The organism is Streptomyces roseicoloratus, from assembly GCF_004117935.1.
Lineage (GTDB): Bacteria > Actinomycetota > Actinomycetes > Streptomycetales > Streptomycetaceae > Streptomyces > Streptomyces roseicoloratus.
In genome coordinates, this window is record NZ_SDOY01000174.1 from 31,242 (window position 1) to 49,957 (window position 18,716).

18 protein-coding genes are annotated in these 18,716 nt (G+C 73.4%); 10 read left to right on the forward strand and 8 right to left on the reverse strand.

The window, feature by feature from the left end:
• Positions 1 to 310 precede the first annotated feature (310 nt).
• Positions 311 to 688: a luciferase domain-containing protein gene (locus tag ESG85_RS32335; protein WP_219825236.1), complete on the forward strand. Its 378-nt coding sequence runs from the start codon at positions 311 to 313 to the stop codon at positions 686 to 688.
• Positions 689 to 815: 127 nt separating this feature from the next.
• On the opposite strand, the gene ESG85_RS32340 is transcribed toward ESG85_RS32335, so the two are convergent.
• A complete protein-coding gene (locus ESG85_RS32340; RefSeq protein WP_128984735.1) occupies positions 816 to 1,304 on the reverse strand; it encodes a PaaI family thioesterase in 489 nt (162 codons plus the stop codon).
• 121 nt (positions 1,305 to 1,425) lie between these two features.
• Between ESG85_RS32340 and ESG85_RS32345 the strand changes: the two genes are divergently transcribed.
• The 3 genes from ESG85_RS32345 (at position 1,426) to ESG85_RS32355 (ending at position 3,505) form a co-directional block, all read left to right on the forward strand.
• Positions 1,426 to 1,899: a winged helix-turn-helix transcriptional regulator gene (locus ESG85_RS32345; protein WP_128984736.1), complete on the forward strand. Its 474-nt coding sequence runs from the start codon at positions 1,426 to 1,428 to the stop codon at positions 1,897 to 1,899.
• A gap of 105 nt (positions 1,900 to 2,004) precedes the next feature.
• Positions 2,005 to 2,880, forward strand: a complete 876-nt coding sequence (locus tag ESG85_RS32350; protein WP_128984737.1) for a YhjD/YihY/BrkB family envelope integrity protein — start codon at positions 2,005 to 2,007, stop codon at positions 2,878 to 2,880.
• A 124-nt stretch (positions 2,881 to 3,004) separates the two neighbouring features.
• A complete protein-coding gene (locus ESG85_RS32355) occupies positions 3,005 to 3,505 on the forward strand; it encodes an NUDIX domain-containing protein (protein WP_128984760.1) in 501 nt (166 codons plus the stop codon).
• Positions 3,506 to 3,580: 75 nt separating this feature from the next.
• Here ESG85_RS32355 and ESG85_RS32360 read toward each other — a convergent pair whose 3' ends face one another.
• Positions 3,581 to 4,105, reverse strand: a complete 525-nt coding sequence (locus ESG85_RS32360; protein WP_128984738.1) for an AMIN-like domain-containing (lipo)protein — start codon at positions 4,103 to 4,105, stop codon at positions 3,581 to 3,583.
• Positions 4,106 to 4,396: 291 nt separating this feature from the next.
• Here ESG85_RS32360 and ESG85_RS32365 point away from each other — a divergent pair, with 291 nt between their 5' ends.
• Positions 4,397 to 4,636, forward strand: a complete 240-nt coding sequence (locus tag ESG85_RS32365; protein WP_128984739.1) for a hypothetical protein — start codon at positions 4,397 to 4,399, stop codon at positions 4,634 to 4,636.
• 229 nt (positions 4,637 to 4,865) lie between these two features.
• Positions 4,866 to 5,363 carry a peptidylprolyl isomerase gene (locus ESG85_RS32370; RefSeq protein ID WP_128984740.1) on the forward strand — a complete coding sequence of 166 codons (498 nt, stop codon included), beginning with the start codon at positions 4,866 to 4,868 and terminating at the stop codon, positions 5,361 to 5,363.
• Positions 5,364 to 5,491: 128 nt separating this feature from the next.
• Here the strand turns inward: ESG85_RS32370 and ESG85_RS32375 are convergent, their stop codons facing one another.
• Both ESG85_RS32375 and ESG85_RS32380 read right to left on the reverse strand, forming a co-directional pair.
• Positions 5,492 to 5,743, reverse strand: a complete 252-nt coding sequence (locus tag ESG85_RS32375; protein ID WP_128984741.1) for a type B 50S ribosomal protein L31 — start codon at positions 5,741 to 5,743, stop codon at positions 5,492 to 5,494.
• A gap of 107 nt (positions 5,744 to 5,850) precedes the next feature.
• Positions 5,851 to 8,406: a SpoIIE family protein phosphatase gene (locus ESG85_RS32380; RefSeq protein WP_128984742.1), complete on the reverse strand. Its 2,556-nt coding sequence runs from the start codon at positions 8,404 to 8,406 to the stop codon at positions 5,851 to 5,853.
• Positions 8,407 to 8,708: 302 nt separating this feature from the next.
• On the opposite strand from ESG85_RS32380, the gene ESG85_RS32385 reads away from it, so the two are divergent.
• Both ESG85_RS32385 and ESG85_RS32390 read left to right on the forward strand, forming a co-directional pair.
• A complete protein-coding gene (locus ESG85_RS32385) occupies positions 8,709 to 9,473 on the forward strand; it encodes an alpha/beta fold hydrolase (protein WP_128984743.1) in 765 nt (254 codons plus the stop codon).
• A gap of 116 nt (positions 9,474 to 9,589) precedes the next feature.
• On the forward strand, positions 9,590 to 9,919 hold the full coding sequence (locus tag ESG85_RS32390; protein ID WP_128984744.1) for a hypothetical protein: 330 nt from the start codon (positions 9,590 to 9,592) through the stop codon (positions 9,917 to 9,919).
• A gap of 32 nt (positions 9,920 to 9,951) precedes the next feature.
• Here the strand turns inward: ESG85_RS32390 and ESG85_RS32395 are convergent, their stop codons facing one another.
• The gene (locus tag ESG85_RS32395) at positions 9,952 to 12,978 is read right to left on the reverse strand and encodes a S53 family peptidase (RefSeq protein ID WP_164986368.1); all 3,027 of its coding nucleotides are present in this window, start codon (positions 12,976 to 12,978) and stop codon (positions 9,952 to 9,954) included.
• Between the two features lie 346 nt (positions 12,979 to 13,324).
• On the opposite strand from ESG85_RS32395, the gene ESG85_RS32400 reads away from it, so the two are divergent.
• Complete coding sequence (locus ESG85_RS32400; protein WP_128984746.1) at positions 13,325 to 14,980, forward strand: GMC oxidoreductase; 1,656 nt, start codon at positions 13,325 to 13,327, stop codon at positions 14,978 to 14,980.
• Between the two features lie 82 nt (positions 14,981 to 15,062).
• On the opposite strand, the gene ESG85_RS32405 is transcribed toward ESG85_RS32400, so the two are convergent.
• Entirely contained in the window at positions 15,063 to 15,542 is a 480-nt protein-coding gene (locus ESG85_RS32405; protein WP_128984747.1) for a carboxymuconolactone decarboxylase family protein, read from the reverse strand.
• Positions 15,539 to 16,618: an NAD(P)H-dependent amine dehydrogenase family protein gene (locus ESG85_RS32410; RefSeq protein WP_128984748.1), complete on the reverse strand. Its 1,080-nt coding sequence runs from the start codon at positions 16,616 to 16,618 to the stop codon at positions 15,539 to 15,541. Before ESG85_RS32410 ends, ESG85_RS32405 begins: the two co-directional genes overlap by 4 nt.
• Positions 16,619 to 17,158: 540 nt before the next feature.
• Here ESG85_RS32410 and ESG85_RS32415 point away from each other — a divergent pair.
• Entirely contained in the window at positions 17,159 to 17,959 is an 801-nt protein-coding gene (locus ESG85_RS32415) for a L,D-transpeptidase family protein (RefSeq protein WP_128984749.1), read from the forward strand.
• On the opposite strand, the gene ESG85_RS32420 is transcribed toward ESG85_RS32415, so the two are convergent.
• A complete protein-coding gene (locus tag ESG85_RS32420; protein WP_246095490.1) occupies positions 17,928 to 18,533 on the reverse strand; it encodes a CGNR zinc finger domain-containing protein in 606 nt (201 codons plus the stop codon). The two genes, ESG85_RS32415 and ESG85_RS32420, sit on opposite strands and share 32 nt — an antisense overlap.
• Positions 18,534 to 18,716 lie beyond the last annotated feature (183 nt).

Below are 18,716 nucleotides of genomic sequence, written 5' to 3' on the forward strand. Positions count from 1 at the left end.
CTGATCAGCCTCGATCGCCCGCGATCGCCTCCTGCCCGTTCCCGTCCCGTTCCCGTCCCGTCCCGTTCCCGTTTTCCCTTCGCCTCCGGCCGTGGCGCCAAGATCGCCGGAGGGCGTGTACGGGGCTCGTCGAGGAGTGACTGCGAAGATCACCGAGGAGTGACGCGAAGTGCCCGATGAGTGAGGTGAACACCCCGATGAGTGATGCGAACGCACCAGCGTGTGACGTGAGTCGACGGGTTTCCCGCGTCCACCGGAATATTTCCGCAGGATGCTTGTGCCGCCCCGTCCGGCGCGGCACGCTCCTCGTATGAACACAGCCAGGCACGCCAGTGAACGCCTGATGAGCTGGCCCTCGCTGATCGCCGACCGCGCGCCCTGCGGCGCCGAGCTCGGACTGCGCACCGCGACGCAGGAGATCGTGCACTTCCACGGCGAACACGAAGCCGACGTCCACCTCACCCGCGCCATGATCGCCCGGCTGCGGCCGGCCCTCCTCGGATCCAGCGCGGTGCGACTGCGCGCCGGCTCCGGCTGGGTGACGGTCCGTCTGGACGCGAGCTCGGACATCGACCTCCTCGCCACCCTGGTCAGTGCCGCGCTCCAGGCCACCGGAGCCCCGTATCCCGCCGACGACCTCGCTCCCGACCACTGCACCCGTACCGGCCGCCCGTTCGTCTGCTCCTGAACGGTGCGTCCGCTCCCGAGCGGTGTGTCCCGCTCCTGGGCGGTGGTACTTCCGCTTCCGAACCGGTGCGTCCGCCGCCGCGCCCGTCCCTCTTCCTTCTGCCGGCACGACCCTGCCCGGACCGGGCTCAGGCCGTGGGGAACAGCATGCACGTGCTGGTCGCGTGCCCGAGCAGGCGGTCCTGACCGTCGTAGAGTCCCGCCTCCGCCAGCGCCGTTCGACGGCCGCGGCTCAGCACCGTGCCGATCGCGCGCACCTTGCCGGTGTCCCGCGTGATCGGCCGCAGGAAGCGGGTCGACAGGTCGAGCGAGGTGTACGCCATGCTCTGCGGCAGCGTGGAGTGCACCGCGCAGCCGGCCGCCGAGTCGAGCAGCGTCGCGTAGACCCCTCCGTGCACGCCCCCGATCGGGTTGTAGTGCTCCTCGCCCGGCTCGAACGAGAACACCGCCCTGCCGTCCTCGACCTCCTCCAGGGCGAAGCCGATCAGTGCGCCGAGCGGCGCGCCCGGGAGACGGCCCTCGGCGATGGCGCGCAGGAAGTCCAGGCCCGCCATCGTGCCCGCGGCGGCCGCCGTGGCCGCCGCGTCCTGCCAGGTCACCGTTCGTGTCCGCTCCATGGCACTTCCCTCCACCGGGGCGCGCGGGACACGCACCACCCGTCATCTGACTTCGAAGATCGAAGCTAGATGCCCGGTCGGCTGACTGTCAACGCCGCAGTCAGCCCGTTAGAGTGGGACGATGGAGTGGCTGGAGATCGACACCGAGAACTGCCCGGTCCGCCGCACGCTGGACCTGGTCGGCGAGAAGTGGTCCCTGCTCATCCTGCGGGACGGCTTCAACGGGGTGCGCCGCTACGAGGACTTCCGCCGCCACCTCGGACTCTCCGAGGCGGTCCTCGCCGACCGCCTCCGCAAGCTCGTCGCCGCCGGCATCCTGCGCGTCGAGCCCTATCGGGAACCCGGTGCCCGCACCCGCTCCCAGTACCGCCTCACCGCCAGGGGCCGCGACCTGTGGCCCGTGCTGCTGGCCCTCAAGCAGTGGGGCGACAGCCACGCCGGCGACCCGGCGGGCACCCCGCTGGACATCCGGCACGCCGACTGCGGCGCGCCCGTCCGGGTCGAGGTCGTCTGCACCGGCGAGGACCACGCGCCGCTCACCCCCTTCGAGGTCACCGTCCGCCCCGGCCCCGCCGCCCGCCCCGTCCGGCACTGAATCCGCCGGGCCGGACCTCGGCGACACCGGACCTCCGCGACCCGCGGCACCCGTTCGGCCGCATGTCTGACGGGTCGAGCCGGCCGGCGGGGTACTCGACGAGGCATGCCCCCCACTTCCGGTGCGCCGCACGACGGTGCCCCAGCCGAGCGCGGCCATTGGTTCCACCGGCTCCACGTACGCGTCCTCGCGTCACCGGCCGGTCTCGTCTGGAACCGCGGCCGCGAGGTGGAACTCATGCACCGCGCCATGGGGTTCGCCGCGCTCAGCCTCCTCACCCTCGTCCCCCTCCTCATCGTGGTCGCCGCCGCCGACCTCGCCAGCGGGCAGGGCTTCGCCCGCTGGCTCATCCAGGGCCTCGGCGTCTCCGAGGTGTCGCAGGAGGAGGTCGAGCTGCTCTTCGGCCAGCCGGGACAGGCCCTCCAGCGCACCACCGCCTTCGGTCTCGCCGCCCTCGCCGCGTTCGGCGTGACCTTCGGATCTGCCGTCCAGACCGGCTACGAACGGGTGTGGGACCTGCCCACCTCCCGTTGGCACACCATGTGGCGCCACGTCGTCTGGCTCGCCGTCCTCGTCGCCGCGCTGCTCCTCTTCGTCGCCGGCCGCGTCCCCGTACGCGCCCCGGCCGCCGTCACCCTTCTCGTCGCCCTCGGCGACGTCGTCGGCGCCTTCCTCTTCTTCTGGTGGTCACAGCGCTTCCTCCTCTGCGGCCGCATCCGCTGGCGCGCCCTGCTCCCCGGAGCCGTCCTCACCGCCCTCGGCCTCCTCGGCCTGCGCGTCTTCTCCCAGCTGGTCTTCTCGCCCCTGATCGCCTCCAACGCCGTCACCTACGGCCAGTTCGGCACGGTCCTCGTCCTGCAGTCATGGCTCGTCGGGGTCGGTTTCGTCGTGTACGGCGGCGCCCTCGTCGGGCGTCTCGTCCACGAACGTCTCGTGGAGCGCCGACTGCGTCGCGAGTCCCCGGCCCCGGGCGCGCGCTGACCGCCGACGGGCCGGTGCCGTGATCACCCGATCCGGTGATGCCCGTGCGCGGGGCCCGGCGAGGCCGGCCCGGCCGCTTGGATGGGTGATGATCGTTCAGCCCCTCGACGAGAGAGAGCCGCCCATGACCCACGCCTGGCTGCCGCCCGCCGAGTACATCGCGACGCTGCCGAGAGCGACCGCGTACGCCTGCCTCTACTTCACGGACACGCGCGGGCGCCCGTTCCAGCTCCTCGCCACCCAGGCGTCCGAGCACTGGCAGTGGCCCGGCGGGAACATGGACCCGGGCGAGACGCCCTGGGAGACGGCCCTGAGGGAGTGCCGCGAGGAGACGGGGCTGGTGTTCACCGGCGAACCGCGGCTCCTTGGCGCCCACTTCACCACCGACCGCGGCGAGGACTGGCCGGCCAACCACATCGGCTTCATCTTCGACGGCGGTGAACTGACCGACGAGCAGATCGACGCGGTCGTCCTCGATCCCGAGGAGCACAGCGCCTACCGGGTCCGGACGCTCGCCGAATGGGAGCGGGAGATGTGCCCGCGGAGCTTCCGGCGGCTCGCCGCGATCGACCGGGCCCGCGGGACGGGCGGGACCGTCTACCTGGAGACCGCGGAGGACTTCTGACCCCGGTTCGAGGTCGCCGGACCGACGGGGGTGGTGGCCGGTCCTGGACCGGCCACCACCCGTGGGCGTCGTGACTCACCCGCGGCACACGGCGGCGGGGTGGGCGACGTCGATGACGAGGCGCTCGGGGGAGTGGAGGACGAAGGCCTTGTGGAACGGTTCGGCGTGGAAGGCGGCTCCGACGGTGACGACGCCCTCGAAGTCGCCGGTCAGGGCGACGCCCTTGAGGGCCGGAAGGTCGATCCTGATCAGCCGGGGCCCCTTGTAGACGGACTGTCCCGACTCGTTGTGGGCGGCGGCGGGCGAGAGCCTGATCTCCAGGAAGTACTTCCCGGCGAGCGGTACCTTCCCGCCCGAGCCGTCGTAGTGCAGCGCCTTCACCGGTGTGACGGTCACCTGGGGCATCGTGCCCCGGACGTCGATGACCAGCCGGTCGAAGGTGGGGTGGCCGCCCCAGCGGGCGTTGACGACCTGGGCCGTGGCCGGCGGGGCCGTGGTGCGGGTCGGGACGGCCGTGGCACCCGCGGGGACCGTGGCGCCGATCCCGGCGGTGAGGAGGATGCCCGCGGCAGCGGCCGCGAGGCTCTGACGGTGAGGCATGGCGTCCCCCGGTTCTCCTGATGCGACGGGGACTGTGGTGTCACTGGGGAAGACATTCGCCGGGAAGGTTCGGTTCCACCGGAATGACGAAATTTCCTCTTGTCCTGCAGTATGCGCCGACCCGGACCCCGGCTGCGCCCGGCCAGGGATGTCCGGCACCCGCCCGGTCCGGCGGTCGAGGCCGTACGGGAGCGCCGGGCCGGCCGTGCGGAACCGGGGGAGGGAGCGGCCGTACGGAATCGGGGGACGTGGCACCCGTAACCTCGGCGGGCCTCGGCAGTTGACCAGGGCATGAAGAAGCGCAGCATGCTCGCCATCGCCTCCCTCGCCGCAGGCGTCGTCACCGCCCTCGTCAGCCCGCCCCCGAACGCCTCCGCCGCCGGGGCCGGAGACGCGGCCGCCGGTGTCACCGGCCTGCTCCAGGAGGACCAGGGCGTCGGCGCCCTCCTGGGCGACACCGTCGACGGTGCCGGCGACGGCCTCCAGGCTCCTCAGGCGCCCGCGGCGCCCCTGCCCGGCGGTCTCCTCTGACCACCGCCGCCCCGTCCGCGGCGGCCGGCCGTCGGCATCGCGTGCGTCGCGTCCACGACGTACGCCGCTGACGCCGCGGACCGCCGGACGCCTCCGTGCCCCGTACCGCCTCCCCGGCGGTACGGGGCACGTCCGTGTGAGCGACACCCTCCCGCCCCCGTACCGCGCCGACACCCAGGAGGGGCAGGCCCGTGCGCGCGCGGTGCCCGGGGAATGACAGGATGTCCCCATGAGCAACAACGTTTTCTTCGACATCACCATCAACGGCGAGGCCGCCGGCCGCATCGTCTTCGAGCTCTTCGACGAGGTCGTTCCGAAGACCGCCCGGAACTTCCGTGAGCTCGCCACCGGCCAGAACGGCTTCGGCTACGCCGGCTCCCCGTTCCACCGCGTCATCCCGCAGTTCATGCTCCAGGGTGGCGACTTCACCAACGAGAACGGCACCGGCGGCAAGAGCATCTACGGCGAAAAGTTCGCCGACGAGAACTTCGACCTCAAGCACGACCGTCCCTTCCTGCTGTCGATGGCGAACGCGGGCCGCAACACCAACGGCTCGCAGTTCTTCATCACCACCGTCCCGACCGACTGGCTGAACGGCAAGCACGTCGTCTTCGGCGAGGTCGTCGAGGGCCAGGACATCGTCAAGCAGATCGAGGCCCTCGGCACGCCCTCCGGCCGCACCAAGGCCGAGGTCCGCGTCGCCGCGTCCGGCATCGTCGAGGCCTGATCCCCTCCCCGGACCGGTCTCCCCGGGACCGGCCCCGACCGCACGGCCACCGAGGCCGTCGACCACCGCCCCCGCGCCGCTCACGGCCGGGGGCGGTCGCACGACCAGGCCCTCACCGGCACGCCGGATCAGGCTTCACCGTCCCCGTACCGGCGCTCGAACCTGGCGATCCGTCCCTCCGTGTCCACGGTCCGTGCCTTGCCCGTGAAGAACGGGTGGCTCTCGGACGAGATCTCGACGTCGACCACCGGATACGTGTTGCCGTCGTCCCACTCGATGGTCTGGTCGCTACCCGCCGTCGACCGGGTCAGGAACGCGAACCCGGCCGCCCGGTCGCGGAACACCACAGGCCTGTACTCCGGCTGCTCGTCCTGCTGCACATGTCCTCCTCGGACGGGGTGAAGGGGGCCCGAACGGCACGTCCCCCGGTCCGCCCAGCGTCCCCGGGCCACGCCCCTCCGACCAGCGCCGCACGGCCGACCGGCCGTCACCCGGACGGGTGGGAGCCCCAGCGGGCCGCCAGGAGCAGCGCGATGTCGTCGTGCCGGTCGGGCGCCTGCCGCGCCTCGCGGATCAGCCGGTCGGCGGTGTCGGCGAGCGGAGCCGCACCGGAGGCCGCGAAGGTGCGGCGCAGCACTTCCACACCCTCGTCGATGTCCGTGCCGGGCCGCTCCACCAGCCCGTCCGTGAACAGCGCGAGCACGTCGCCGGGTTCGAGCCGCAGCCGGGTCACGGGATAGGCCGCCGCACCGTCCACGCCGAGCACCACGCCGCCCGCGAGCTCCACCACCTCCGTGCCGCCGTCCGCCCGGCGCAGCAGCGGCTGCGGATGCCCCGCCCGCGCGGCCTGCGCCTCACCGGTACGCGGGTCGAGGACGACGTAGCAGCAGCTCGCGAACTGGCCCGGATCCAGGTCGATCAGCAGCCGGTTGGTGGCCCGCACCACGTCCTCCGGCCGGTGCCCGCTGAGCGCGAACGCCCGTACGGCACTGCGCAGCTGACCCATCGTGGCCGCCGCGGCCACCCCGTGTCCCTGCACGTCGCCGATCACCAGCGCCAGTCTGCCGCCGCCCGTCTCCACCACGTCGTACCAGTCGCCGCCCACGTCCATCCCCTGGGTGCCCGGCAGATAGCGGCCGACCGTGTCCACGCCCTCGTACACCGGCAGCCGGTGCGGCAGCAGCGCGTCCTGAAGCCCCCGGGCCAGCGCCGACTCGGAGTCGTAGCGCTGCGCCCGCTCGAGGGCCTGGGCGATCAGACCCGCGAGCGCGGTGAGCACCGTCCGCTCCTCTGCGGTGAAACCGCGCGGCTTCTCGAAGCCGAGGATGCACGAGCCCACCGGCCGGCCCGAGGCGATCAGCGGCAGGAAGGCCCGCGCACCGGTGTGCGCGTCCAGCGGCATCCCCGGATAGGCCGTGCCCAGCTGGTCCATCGACTCGAAGAACAGCGGCCGGCCCGTCGTCAGCGTCTCCACGCCCGGCACCCGCGCGTCGAGCCCCACCCCGTCGAAGGGCTCGAGGAAGCCCGTCGGGAAGCCGGTCTCCCAGGCCAGGTACAGATGCCGTTCGCTCAGCAGATAGATCGCCAGCTGCCGTCCGCCGAAGGCCGGAAGCAACTCCTCGGTGACCACCGCCGACACCTGGCGGGCCGTCACCGCCTCGGACAGCGCGATGGCGAGGGCCACAGGACGGTACATGGCCGCCGCCCGCCCTTCGGGCGAGGACAGCGCGTCCCCGTCGACACCGGCCAGTACGCCCTGCGGCCCGCCCGCGACCGGGTCGCTCTCCGGCACCAGCACCAGCGTGACGCCGTCGCGCCCCGGGTAGAGCGAGACCGACAGCCACTCGCCGCGCCCCGGGTGCGCCAGGAAGTGGATCGGCTGGTCCGACAGCAGCGAGCCGCGCAGCTGCTCCTCGTGGTACGGATGCGCGAACCACGGCACCGCCTCCCACAGCGGCCGGCCCGCCAGGGTGCCGCGGGCGAGGCCCAGCAGGGCCTCGGTGCGCTCGTTGACGTACGTGATCCTGCCGAGCCGGTCGATCGCCAGGATCGCCCGGGGCAGCCGGTCGGTGGCGTCCGAGCCGACCAGCCCGGTCCCCAGGTCCACCAGGGACCCGGTCAGGACGTGCCCGTTCCGGCCGTCGGTCAGGGGCCGGGCGGACACTTCCAGCAGGTGCAGACCGCCGTCCGGGCCCCTCAGCCGGATCCGCCGCGCCGCGGGGCCGCCGGAGTCGGCGGCCTGCCGGGCCAGGGCCCCCAGGGCGTACGCGTCCTCGGGAACCAGCCGGGCGGTCAGCGACTCGACGGTCCACGGCAGCGGGTCCGGCATCCCGAGGATCTCGCGCAGTCCCGCGTCCGCGGTGAGCGTGCCGGAGCCCAGGTCCCAGTCGAAGTAGCCGATCCGCACGCGCGGCCCGGTCCTGGTCGGCAGCTGCACGGACACCGGCTCGCCCGGCCACTCGACCCGCGTCCCGCGGGCGGCGAGCGCACCGAGGGTCACCCCGAGCCGGCGCGCCTCCTGGACCATCCGGCTCCGGTCCCGCGCCTCCACCGGCACCCCGGGGGTCGGTGTGCGCAGCACCACCAGCACCCCGTACCGATCCCTGCCGCCGATCACCGGCGCGTAGAGCGAGGCGAACGGGAACGGGAGACTGGCCACCAGCTGCGGGAACTGCCGCATCGCCTCCTCGACGTCGCCCAGATGGATCGGCTGGCCCGACCGGTGGGCCTCGGCCACGGGGAACGGCCGGTTCGCGTGCATCCGCCACCACGGCCGGAACAGCGGCCCGGGCAGCCCCGCGAGCACGGCGAGCCGCAGCAGCCCCGGGGTGCCCGATCGCAGGTAGATCCCGCCCGCGTAACCGCCGGCCGCATCGACGGCCCGCAGTACCGACTCGGCGAGGACGGCCGTCAGGGCGTCGGCGGCCCACCCGGCGGCGCGCGGCTCCGGGCCAGGGGGCCCGGTCTCGGCCGACGGGGCGGTGCCTGCCGCGCCGTTCGAGGTCACACAGCCAGCATGCTCCCGCCCGGAAGGGCCCCGCATCCGGAGTGCCGGCGGTCACGGGCGCGCCCGGACCGGCCGCGGCGCGCCGGACGACCACGCTCGGGGCCCACCGACCCGCCCCGGCGGGCCGTGGGGAGCCCCGCCCGCCCGGCTTCCGCATCCCGCCCGGCGGCCTCCCGGATCCCCGCCCGCCGGCCGTCCGCCGACGCTCCCGGATCGCCACCCGCCGGCCTTTCGAACCACTCCTCAGGGGCATTGACCCCGCCCTGCCCGCTCGCGAGACTCGGCGTCGGCTGCCGCGGCGGGCGCGCAGCCCCGACACCTCGTGACCAGGGGGCATCATGACCGGCCGGGTTCTTCCGTACGACGTCCAGGGCAGTGGTCCGCACCGGGCCCTGGTGCTGCACAACTGGTTCGGCGACCGCAGCAGCTTCGCACCGCTGCGGGAGCACCTGGACGGGACCACCGGGTCCTACGCCTTCCTCGACTGCCGCGGCTACGGGGAGGCGATCGACGCCGACGGTGCGTACACCATGGAGGAGGTCGCCGCGGACGCCCTGGCCGTCGCCGACGACCTCGGCTGGGACACGTTCTCCGTCGTCGGCCACTCCATGGGCGGCAAGGCCGCCCAGCTGATGCTGCTCGAGGCGCCGGAGCGGGTGCGCTCCCTCATCGGGATCTCGCCCGTCTCCGCGGGTGGCTTCCCGCTCGACGAGGACACCTGGGCTCTCTTCGCCGGAGCCGCCGAGAACCCCGGCCACCGCCGGGCCATCATCGACAACACCACCGGGGGCCGCTACGACGACGCATGGCTCGCGGCCCTCGTCGACCGCTCCCTGCGCCGCTCCTCGGCCACCGCCTTCCGCGCCTACCTCGACTCCTGGTCGCGCACCGACTTCCACGAGCGGGTCCGCGACAACCCGGCGCGCGTCCTGCTCGTCGTCGGTGCCCACGACCCGGCGCTCGGCGCCGAGGCCATGGAGGCCACCTGGCTGCGCTGGTACCCCAACGCACGGCTCACGGTGCTGTCCGAGGCCGGTCACTACGCACCTGAGGAGACGCCCAAGGAGCTCGCCGACGCCATCGAGGCCTTCCTCGCCGCCTGACGCGACGCGCGACCGCGTCCGCCGCCGGGGACACTGGTCCCGGGACCGGTCCGGAGCGGGCCGGGAACGGCGACGGAACGACCGGCGGCTCACGGCGCGAAGAGGCGGTGCACGGCATGATCCTGGCCCTGACGGCGGCGGTCGCCGCCGCGCTGCTGGTGTGCCGCCTCGCCCTGCGCGAACGCGCCGCCCCGGGCACCGCCCGCCGCGCCCTCGCGTTCACCCGCGACCGGCGTGCGGTCGCCGCGGGGCTGCTCGCCGGCCTGCTCCTCGCGGGTCTCGGCTGGCGGGCGGCCGGCCCCGGCGCGCTCGCCTGGGCGGGTCTCGCGGCCGTCCTGGTCGCGGCCCTGACCTCCGGCTCGCCCGGCTCCGCCGACGGCGAGGGCCCCGCCCCCGGCGCTCGCGCGGCGGGGACGGGGCCCGAGGGCTCCCGAGACCAGGAGTGACGCGTCCGTGGTGACGCCTCACGGGTGACGTGTCAGGAGTAGTAGCCGAACAGGTCCGCGATCACGTGGACCGTTCCGTAGTTCGCCCGGAAGGCGACCTTTCCGTTGACGACCGGGACCGTGACGAGGTTGGCCGTGGTCTGCCCCGTCGTCCAGTTGAGGTTGGACGCGTTCGGCAGCGCCGTGCCGTCGGGCCACACCGTCAGGAAGCCGCCGGTCGTCGGCGCGGTGACGGTGACGTTGAGGACGACCGCCTTGGCCTTGGCCAGGGTGTGACCGTCGTTCAGGTTCAGCGTCAGCTGCGTGCCGCCCTTGAGCGGGGCGGTGCCGGAGGTGCCGAGTGCGTAACGGGTGTCGAGCAGTCGGGCCGGGCCCGCGGTGTGGAAGGTGCTGCCCTCCGCGCCCGCGGTGTAGTAGCCGAAGACGTCGGCGATGAAGTGCACGGTGCCGTTGCCGGCGTTGTACAGGTTCACCTTGCCGTCGGGGCCGATCGGCAGGACCACCGCGTTCGGACGGGTCTGGCCGGCCAGCCAGTTGATGTTCGACGAACCGGGCCGCGTGGCGCCGCTCGGGTACGCGATCAGGTGGCCCGCCGACTGCGGAGCGGTGGCCGTGACGTTGAGGACCACCGCGGTGGCGCCCGTGGCCGGCACGCCGCCGGCACCCGCGACCGTCAGCGAGACGGTGCCCTTGCCGGCGACCGGTGAGGTACCGGCGCGGCCGATGGCGGAGCGGGTGTCGAGGATGCGGGCCGGGCCCGTGGGCACGTAGGTCGAACCCCCGGCCTCGGAGGTGTAGTAGCCCGAGATGTCCGCGATCAGGTGGGAGGTGGCGCTGCCCGCGACGTACAGGTCGACCGATCCGTCCTTGCCGACCGGGACGGTCACCAGGTTCGGGACGGTCTCGCCCTTCAGCCAGTTGAGGTTCGACGAGTCCGGGCGGGTGGTGCCGCTCGGGTACGCGATCAGGAAGCCGGGGCCGGTGGACGCGGTGGCGGTGACGTTCATGACGACCGCGGACACTCCGAACGCCGGGACGCCGCCCACGCCCGTCACCTTGAGCTTGACGGTGCTCTTGCCGGCGACCGGGGAGGTGCCGGCGCGGCCGATGCCGTAGCGGGTGTCGAGGATGCGGGCCGGGGTGAGTGCGGCGAAGGTGCTCTCGGGGGAGGGAGCGACGGCCTTGCACAGGCCGGTGACGATCTCGCGCCCGTTGGGGGTGCCGAGGCCGGTGGCGAGGTCGAAGCCCGCGCCCGCCTGGTACAGCCCGCTGGAGTTGCCCGAGGCGGTCAGGTTGTTGTTGCCGGTGGTGACGTCGCGGAAGGCCGTCGCCGGCAGCTGGTAGAGCGCCTGGTGGACGTCGCCGACCGGGCCGTTGGCCTGGCAGGCCAGGTCCTGATTGGCCTGGCCGAGCAGCGCGGACCAGACCGGCGCGGCGCCGCTGGTGCCGCCCATGACGCCCCAGTACTGGCCGCCGCCGAAGGCGATCGGGTAGCCGGTGGCCGGGTCGGCGACGCCGGCGACGTCGGGCAGCTGACGGCAGGTGGTGTCGGCGGGTGCCGCGCAGAGGTCGCTGTAGCCCGCGCCGGTGCGGCCGGCCTGGAAGCCCTGCTGCGGGACGGTGTAGCCGCGCGCGACGCCGCCGCCGGAGCCGGACCAGGTGGTCTGGCCGGTGACGGAGGTCTGCATCGTGGTGCCGCCGACGGCGAGCACGTACGGCGAGGCGGACGGGAAGTCGACGACGAGCTGGTCCTGGTCGGGAACCTGCGGGTGCGGGGTGCCCTGGGCGTCGACCGGCAGGTAGCAGCCCGTCGAACCGCTGTCGCCGGAGGCGACGACGACGGTCTGGCCCTGGGCCGCGGCCCGCTGGAAGATCAGGTTCTGGGCGGACCGGACGTCGGCCGGCGTGTGGACCTCGCACAGGCCCCAGCTCACCGAGACGACCTTGGCGCGGTTCTCGTTGACGATCTGGTTGTACGTGGCCGTCGCGTCGTTCCAGGTGTTCTTGCCCTGGTAGACGAGGATCTTGGACTGCGGGGCCAGGCCGATGATGGTCTGGACGTCCAGCGCGGTCTCCAGACCGGCGCCGCTGCCGAACGGGTCCACCGGCTCGGTGGGACCGCCGTTCACGCGGACGGCGGTCACGGGCACCCGGGTGCCGTGGCAGCGCTGGTACTCCGCGATGTCCTTGGGGTCGTAGTTCTCGAGCGCGTAGACGGCGATGGTGGCGCCGGTCTGCACGTTCGGCTGGTTGGCCATGTTGTACTGGGCCGCCAGCGAGCGGGCGCTCCAGTAGTCCTTGGTGTCGTACAGCGGCGGGAACTCGGGGTCGCCCGCGTAGGCCAGGTAGTCCTTGACGTCCTGACACATGGCCGGGGTCGTGCCGGTGAGCCGCGGCCGGAGGACGCCGGTGTCGCCGGCGCTCTCCTTCTTGCGGTTCCCGCCCTTGACGCCGGTGTTGCGCGGCTTGAGCGAGTCCAGGGTGTTCAGACCGACGACGGTGCGCACCTCGCCCGCCAGCCGGCCGTCGAAGGCCGGGGCGGCGGTGTTGAGGTGGCCGGTCGTGCCGTCCTTCAGCTTGTAGCCGTCGAACTCGGTCCCGAAGGCCTTGGCCGCGCCGGCGACGGTGGTCCGCACCGGCAGGGTGAGGCCGTCGGCCTCCAGCTCGCCGACGGCGAGGCCCTTGGCCTCCAGACCCGCGCGCACCGTGCGCACCGTCTCCGGCTCCGCGCCGAAGACCTTCGCGAACTCGCCCGTCCCCAGGTACTGGCGGTAGCGCGGCGAGCCCGGGGTGGAGACCTCCGCGACGAACCGCTCCAGCGCGGCCGGATCACGCGGCTCCAGGACGACGCTCAGGTCGAGCGTCTCACCCGGGGACGGGTCCGCCGTACGGACCGCGCCCTTCGGCGCCTTGGGCGCCACCCCGACCCGCTGCGGGCCGGGGTCCTTCGCCGCGGCGGCGGGTGCGGCCGAAGCCGGGACGGCCGCCGCGCTGACGGCCAGGGCGGCGACGGCGGCCGCACCCCATCTGAATGCCTTGCTACGGGCGGTTCCGCCCATGCACACGCTCCCTCTCACGATCCGCGTCGCGCGCGGCCGCGGGCAGCGGGCAGCCCGGAAGGAGCAGTGAAAGCCGAACGCGGGCACGGCGCCGCAGCGCTCCGAGCCCGTCCTGCGTGAACCCCCCCCGGTGCCGTCCACGCGCACCAGCGGGCGGCAGAGCGACGACCAGACGTGAAGATGTATCAGACCCGCGTTCCCGCCCCGTGCGCGGGGGTGTGTTCGTTGCTCGAACGTGATCGCGAGTGGTGGTTTTCGGCCGAAGTTACCCGGCGGTTTCTCGTGACTTCCCGAGAACGTCCCAGTAGAACTTGTTCCCATTCACTCCCGGAGTGAGGAACATCACATGAGTGACAGATCCCTTCCGGCCTCGGATTCCCGAGGTCTGACCCGCCGTCGGTTCGTCACTGGAACCGGTTCTCTTCTGGGTGGCCTGGCGCTCGCCGGGCACGCCACGTCCGCACACGCCGCGACCTCCGCCGAGGTCCGGTCCGCCCTCGCCCCCCTTCCCTCCGGCGCCCGTGTCCCTGCCCTCGTCATCGGCTCCGGATACGGCGGCTCCGTCGCCGCGCTCCGGCTCGCCGAGGCGGGCGTCGACGTCCACCTGGTCGAGATGGGCATGGCCTGGGACACCCCCGGCTCCGACGGGAAGATCTTCGCCAACACGACCAGACCGGACTACCGCTCCTTCTGGCTGCGCACCCGCACCAAGCAGCCGCTGAGCCAGTTCCTCGGCTTCCCCCTCGACAAGGACGTGCCCCGCTACACCGGCATCCTGGACGCCGAGGACTTCGCCGGGATCACCGTCTACCAGGGCCGCGGCGTCGGCGGCGGCTCCCTCGTCAACGGCGGCATGGCCGTCACGCCGCGCCGCGACGTCTTCCCGTCGCTCCTGCCGACGGTCGACCCCGCCGAGATGTACGCGACCTACTACCCGCGCGCCAACGCCGGACTCGGCGTCACCGACGTGGACCGGGCCTGGTGGGAGAGCGCCGACTGCTACCGGTACGCCCGCGTCGGCCGCAAGCACGCCGAACGCTCCGGCTTCCCCTTCGTCTTCGTGCCCAACGTCTACGACTGGGACTACATGAAGCAGGAGGCCGCGGGCGCCGTACCCAGGTCCGCCCTCGAGGGCGAGGTCATCTACGGCAACAACCACGGCAAGAAGAGCCTCCAGAAGACCTACCTCGCACGGGCCGCCGCGACCGGCCGGGTGGCCGTCTCCCCGCTCCACAAGGTCACCACCGTCACCCCCGCGTCCGGCGGCGGATACACCGTCGTCATCGAGCGGATCGACACCACCGGCGCCACCGTCGAGACCAAGACGGTCACCGCCGACCGGGTCTTCTTCGCCGCAGGCAGCGTCGGCACCGGCAAGCTGCTCACCCGGCTCAAGGCCACCGGCGCGCTGCCCGCGCTCAACGACCGCGTCGGGAAGAACTGGGGAGACAACGGCAACGTCATGTGCGGCCGGGCCAACCACATGTGGGACCCCACCGGGAAGCTCCAGTCCGCCATGCCCACCGCCGGAATCGACAACTGGGACGCGGGCGGCGCCTTCGCCGAGGTCGCGCCGCTGCCCACCGGCATCGAGACCTACGCGTCCTTCTACCTCTCCATCACCAGGACCCCGCACCGCGCCGAGTTCCGCTGGAACGCCGCGGCGGGGCGCGTGGACCTCAGCTGGGACCGGGCCTGGAAGCAGACCTCCATCGACGCCGCCAGGACCATCTTCGACAAGATCAACGCCAAGGAAGGCACGATCTACCGCACGGACCTGTTCGGCGCCTACAAGATCTGGGGCGACCACCTGACGTACCACCCGCTCGGCGGCGCCGTCCTCGGCGAGGCCACCGACAACCACGGTCGCCTGCACGGCTACGACGGCCTGTACGTCATCGACGGCGCCCTCATCCCCGGCAGCACCAGCGTCAACCCGTTCGTGACCATCACCGCACTCGCCGAACGCAACATCGAGAAGATCATCGCGACCGACCTGTGAGGGAGCCGCGGGGCGCTCACCCACGCGACAGGGCCGGCCGGGACGAACCCGGCCGGCCCTGTCGCGCGTGCCCGGCCTCCGCTCAGTGCGCCGGCAGCACGCACACCGTGTCGAGACCGAGCACCCGGTTGAGCCGCCCGAACGCCAGCCACGACCCCAGGCTCATCGTCAGCTCCACGATCTCCACCTGGCTGTAGGCGGCCGTCATCCGCGACCAGAACTCCTCGTCCAGGTTGTGGTGGTCGAGCGCGTACCGCTCGGCGTACTCCGCCGCGAGCCGGGTCCGCCCGTCGAAGGCGTCCGTCGTGCGCCACGCGAGGACCGCGTCGGCGAAGGACTCCTCGACCTTCTCGCCGTCCCGGTCCGTCCGCCAGTCCAGACAGAACCGGCACCCGTTGATCTGCGCGATCCGCAGCCGCGCCGCCTCGAACTCGCGCAGTCCCAGCGTCGTGTGGGAGTACACGGACAGCGAGAAGTTCGCCGCCGCCATGCCGATGCCGGGCACCATGTCGCCCCACACGTACCCGATGGGCTCCTGCCCCTCCGGAATGTCGATGATCACCGCGTTCTCCTTCCCAGCTTCCCCACCGCCGGGCGCAACGGCACGTCCAGCGCGTCGTAGAGCCCCGGCTCCGCCTCCACGAGCCAGTCGATCGCCCCGACCAGCCGGCCCACGGCGGTCGCGTTGCCGCCCGCCGACCGGTTCTCGCCCTCGTCCGAGGCCTCCACCGTCACCTCGATCCGCGGCCTGCCCTCCACGATCACCCGGTGCGCGCCCGATCCGTCCGGCGGTACCGGCCAGTCCGGCGCGCAGTCCGGGTGGATCCGGGTCACGTGCTCGATCACCAGGACGGGCTCGCCACCGACGATCCCCTGCACCTCGAAGCGCACCGCGCCCTGCGTGCCCGCGGCGAACTCGCCCATCGTCCGGGTCCGGACCGTCGCCTCCAGCGGGCGCCGGTCCAGGGTCTCGCGGATCTCGTCGAGCTCGACCCCGAGCGCCCGGGCCATCAGCCGCAGCTGCCCGCCCCAGACCATCGTCGGCACCGACGGCAGCAGCATCGGCGGCTCGTACTCCATGGGCTGCCCCATGCCGACGAGCAGACGGACCGACTCCTCCTGCTCGTACGTCGAGTAGTCGAAGATCTCCTGACAGCGGATGGCTTCCACCCTGCTGCCCAGACCGCTCACGAGCAACGGCAGCACGTCGTTGCCCCAGCCCGGGTCCACGCCCGAGGCGAACAGCGAGCCGCCGCCCTCCTTCACCGCCGCGAGGACCGGATCACGGAACTCGGGCGGTGCGCCCCGGTGGTCGTAGAGCGGGTACAGCGACGGCGTCACCACCACGGCACCCGCCCGGACGGCCCGGACGACGTCGGACAGCGCCTCGTCCGGGCGCAGGTCCCCGGACGCCGCGTACACCACGGCGCCGGGCCCTTCGTCCAGGACGGCCGCCACGTCGTCCCGTGCGGCCACGCCCAGCGCGCGCCCGAGCCCGGCGAGCTCGCCCGCGTCGCGGCCGACCTTGGCGGGATTCGCGACGAGGACGGCCGAGAGCGCGAGCGCCGGATGGGCGTCGACGGCACGGATGGCCGCGCGCCCGACATTTCCGGTTCCCCATACCACGGTCGGAATCATGCGCGGAGGGTAGCGCCGGGGGCGCGAGGTTCCCAGAGGCGTGACGCATGTATCTGACGGCCAGTCAGTTCCCCGTACGAGAAGCCGCCCCGCCTGTGCGAGCAGCCGCGGGTCGACCGGGTCGGCGCGCAGCAGCCGGTCCAGGCCGACGGCCTCGACGATGCGCCGGGCAGGCTCGGGAGCGACCGCGCGCATGCCCCACGACCGGCCGGCCAGAAGCACCCGGACGCCGGACGCCGGACGCCGGGCGCCGAGCCCGCGAGGAGGGCGCCCACCAGCGGGCGCAGCTCGGGCCTGCCGATCCGCTCGTCCGGCCGGCGGAGCGTCGCGGGCGGCGGATCCAGCGGGTTCACGGCCCCGCCGTCCCGCCCTCCTCCAGCGCGGCGTCACGAACGCCACGGTGTCGCCCGGCAGGACGCATCGCTCGGTCTCGACGAAGGACCGTCGGCCGGACGGGTGAGGGCGCGCACGCCGCGACAGGGCCGGGCGCCGACCGGGTACGCATCCGGGCATTGCCCCGAGCCACGGAGGATTCCTCCCATGCCCGTCCGCAAGGGCACCACCGCGGTGCTGACCTGCGCCCTGTCCTCGGCCCTCGCGCTGGCCGGAGCACTGACCGGCTGCACCACCCAGCCGCCGTCCGCCACCGCACCGGCACCGGCGTCCGCCGCCTCGTCATCCCCGCTGCCGCACTCCGGGCCGGACCGGACACCGCGTCAGGAGGCGCGCGACGGAGCCAACCGGGCCCCCTCGCGCATCCCCGGCATCGGCTCCCGGACGCACGCCCGCATCCCCGACGGCACCAGCCAGGTCCTCGTGGTGAGCGGTGACGGTGTCGACGGCAACACCGTCACCGCCGTGCTCCACGAGCGGGACACGACCGGCCGCTGGCACCGCTCCGCCGGGCCCTGGAGCGGACACAACGCCCTGCGGGGCTGGACCGGCGACCACAAGGCCGGCGACCTGCGCTCGCCGACCGGCGTCTACCGGATCGGCGATGCCGGGGGGCGGCTCCCGGACCCCGGGGCGAAGGTCCCGTACGACCAGGACCAGGAGTTCGCCGTCTCCGGCACCGGCTTCCTCGGCGAGCCGCTCGAAGGCTCCTTCGACTACGTCGTCGCCATCGACTACAACCGCGTCCCCGGCACCACCCCGCTCGACAAGCGGCGCCCTCTGGGCCCGGAACACGGCGGCGGGGTCTGGATCCACGTCGACCACGGCGGCCCCACCCAGGCCTGCGTCTCGCTGCCCCGGGAGAACATGACCGAACTCCTCCGCGCCCTCGACCCCGCCCGGGAACCCGTCGTCGTCATGGGCCCGGCCGCGACCCTCGCCGGCTGACAGGCGCCACCGCATCCGCCCCACCGCGCCGGTGCGCCGCGACGCGCTCGCGGGTGGCGCACCGGCGCGAGCAGTAGCGGCGTTCCTTCGCGCCCTGCGGCACGAACACGTCCTTACAGGCCGTCGACGCGCACACGCCACCCGGTGCGCGGCCCCGGTCCCACAGGAGCACGGCGAGGGCCAGACACGACGAGGCGAGGAACCACTCAGCCCACGGCGCGTCGTCGTCGCCGTCCACGTGCGGGTGCCAGGGGCTCGTGCCGCCGTGCGAGGTCAGCCGCAGCGGACCGGTCCGCGCGGCGAGCAGCGCGTTGAGCGCGTGCGCCGCCGCGTCGGTGCCGGCCGCGGCGAAGACCGGGCGCAGCTCCGCGGCGGCCTCGCGCAGCCCCGGCAGGTCGGTGGCGGACAGCCCGAGCGGCTCGCTCTCGCCGTAGGCGCGCAGCACCCGCGCGGTCTCGGCGAGCACCGCGGAGTCCGGCCCCGGGCGGCCGAGCACGTTGACGAGGTCGGCCGCCCGCAGGGCGTTGGCGAGCACGGAGTGGCGGGCGGACCGGTCGTCCGCGAGGGGGGACATCCGGCGACGGTAACGCATGTTGTGGAAGTTTGCGTTACCTCCGTAGCGTCCGCCGGGTGTTCACCCACCTTGAGAACCGGCGTCCGCGCGGCATGCGGCGTCCTACCTTCTTCTTGGGTTGATCGGTCATTCGTAAGATCGATGGCCCAGGGGCTCTGGGTATGGCTGGCATGTGGCCGCCGT

Excerpts from the sequence above, each read along its gene's own strand:
- ESG85_RS32360 (WP_128984738.1), bottom strand. The coding sequence starts at position 4,105 with ATGCCTCACCGTCAGAGCCTCGCGGCCGCTGCCGCGGGCATCCTCCTC.
- ESG85_RS32365 (WP_128984739.1), top strand. The coding sequence starts at position 4,397 with ATGAAGAAGCGCAGCATGCTCGCCATCGCCTCCCTCGCCGCAGGCGTC.
- ESG85_RS32335 (WP_219825236.1), top strand. The coding sequence starts at position 311 with ATGAACACAGCCAGGCACGCCAGTGAACGCCTGATGAGCTGGCCCTCG.
- ESG85_RS32350 (WP_128984737.1), top strand. The coding sequence starts at position 2,005 with ATGCCCCCCACTTCCGGTGCGCCGCACGACGGTGCCCCAGCCGAGCGC.
- ESG85_RS32395 (WP_164986368.1), bottom strand. The coding sequence starts at position 12,978 with ATGGGCGGAACCGCCCGTAGCAAGGCATTCAGATGGGGTGCGGCCGCC.
- ESG85_RS32380 (WP_128984742.1), bottom strand. The coding sequence starts at position 8,406 with ATGCGGGGCCCTTCCGGGCGGGAGCATGCTGGCTGTGTGACCTCGAAC.
- ESG85_RS32340 (WP_128984735.1), bottom strand. The coding sequence starts at position 1,304 with ATGGAGCGGACACGAACGGTGACCTGGCAGGACGCGGCGGCCACGGCG.
- ESG85_RS32370 (WP_128984740.1), top strand. The coding sequence starts at position 4,866 with ATGAGCAACAACGTTTTCTTCGACATCACCATCAACGGCGAGGCCGCC.
- ESG85_RS32410 (WP_128984748.1), bottom strand. The coding sequence starts at position 16,618 with ATGATTCCGACCGTGGTATGGGGAACCGGAAATGTCGGGCGCGCGGCC.
- ESG85_RS32390 (WP_128984744.1), top strand. The coding sequence starts at position 9,590 with ATGATCCTGGCCCTGACGGCGGCGGTCGCCGCCGCGCTGCTGGTGTGC.
- ESG85_RS32400 (WP_128984746.1), top strand. The coding sequence starts at position 13,325 with ATGAGTGACAGATCCCTTCCGGCCTCGGATTCCCGAGGTCTGACCCGC.
- ESG85_RS32420 (WP_246095490.1), bottom strand. The coding sequence starts at position 18,533 with ATGTCCCCCCTCGCGGACGACCGGTCCGCCCGCCACTCCGTGCTCGCC.
- ESG85_RS32385 (WP_128984743.1), top strand. The coding sequence starts at position 8,709 with ATGACCGGCCGGGTTCTTCCGTACGACGTCCAGGGCAGTGGTCCGCAC.
- ESG85_RS32415 (WP_128984749.1), top strand. The coding sequence starts at position 17,159 with ATGCCCGTCCGCAAGGGCACCACCGCGGTGCTGACCTGCGCCCTGTCC.
- ESG85_RS32355 (WP_128984760.1), top strand. The coding sequence starts at position 3,005 with ATGACCCACGCCTGGCTGCCGCCCGCCGAGTACATCGCGACGCTGCCG.
- ESG85_RS32345 (WP_128984736.1), top strand. The coding sequence starts at position 1,426 with ATGGAGTGGCTGGAGATCGACACCGAGAACTGCCCGGTCCGCCGCACG.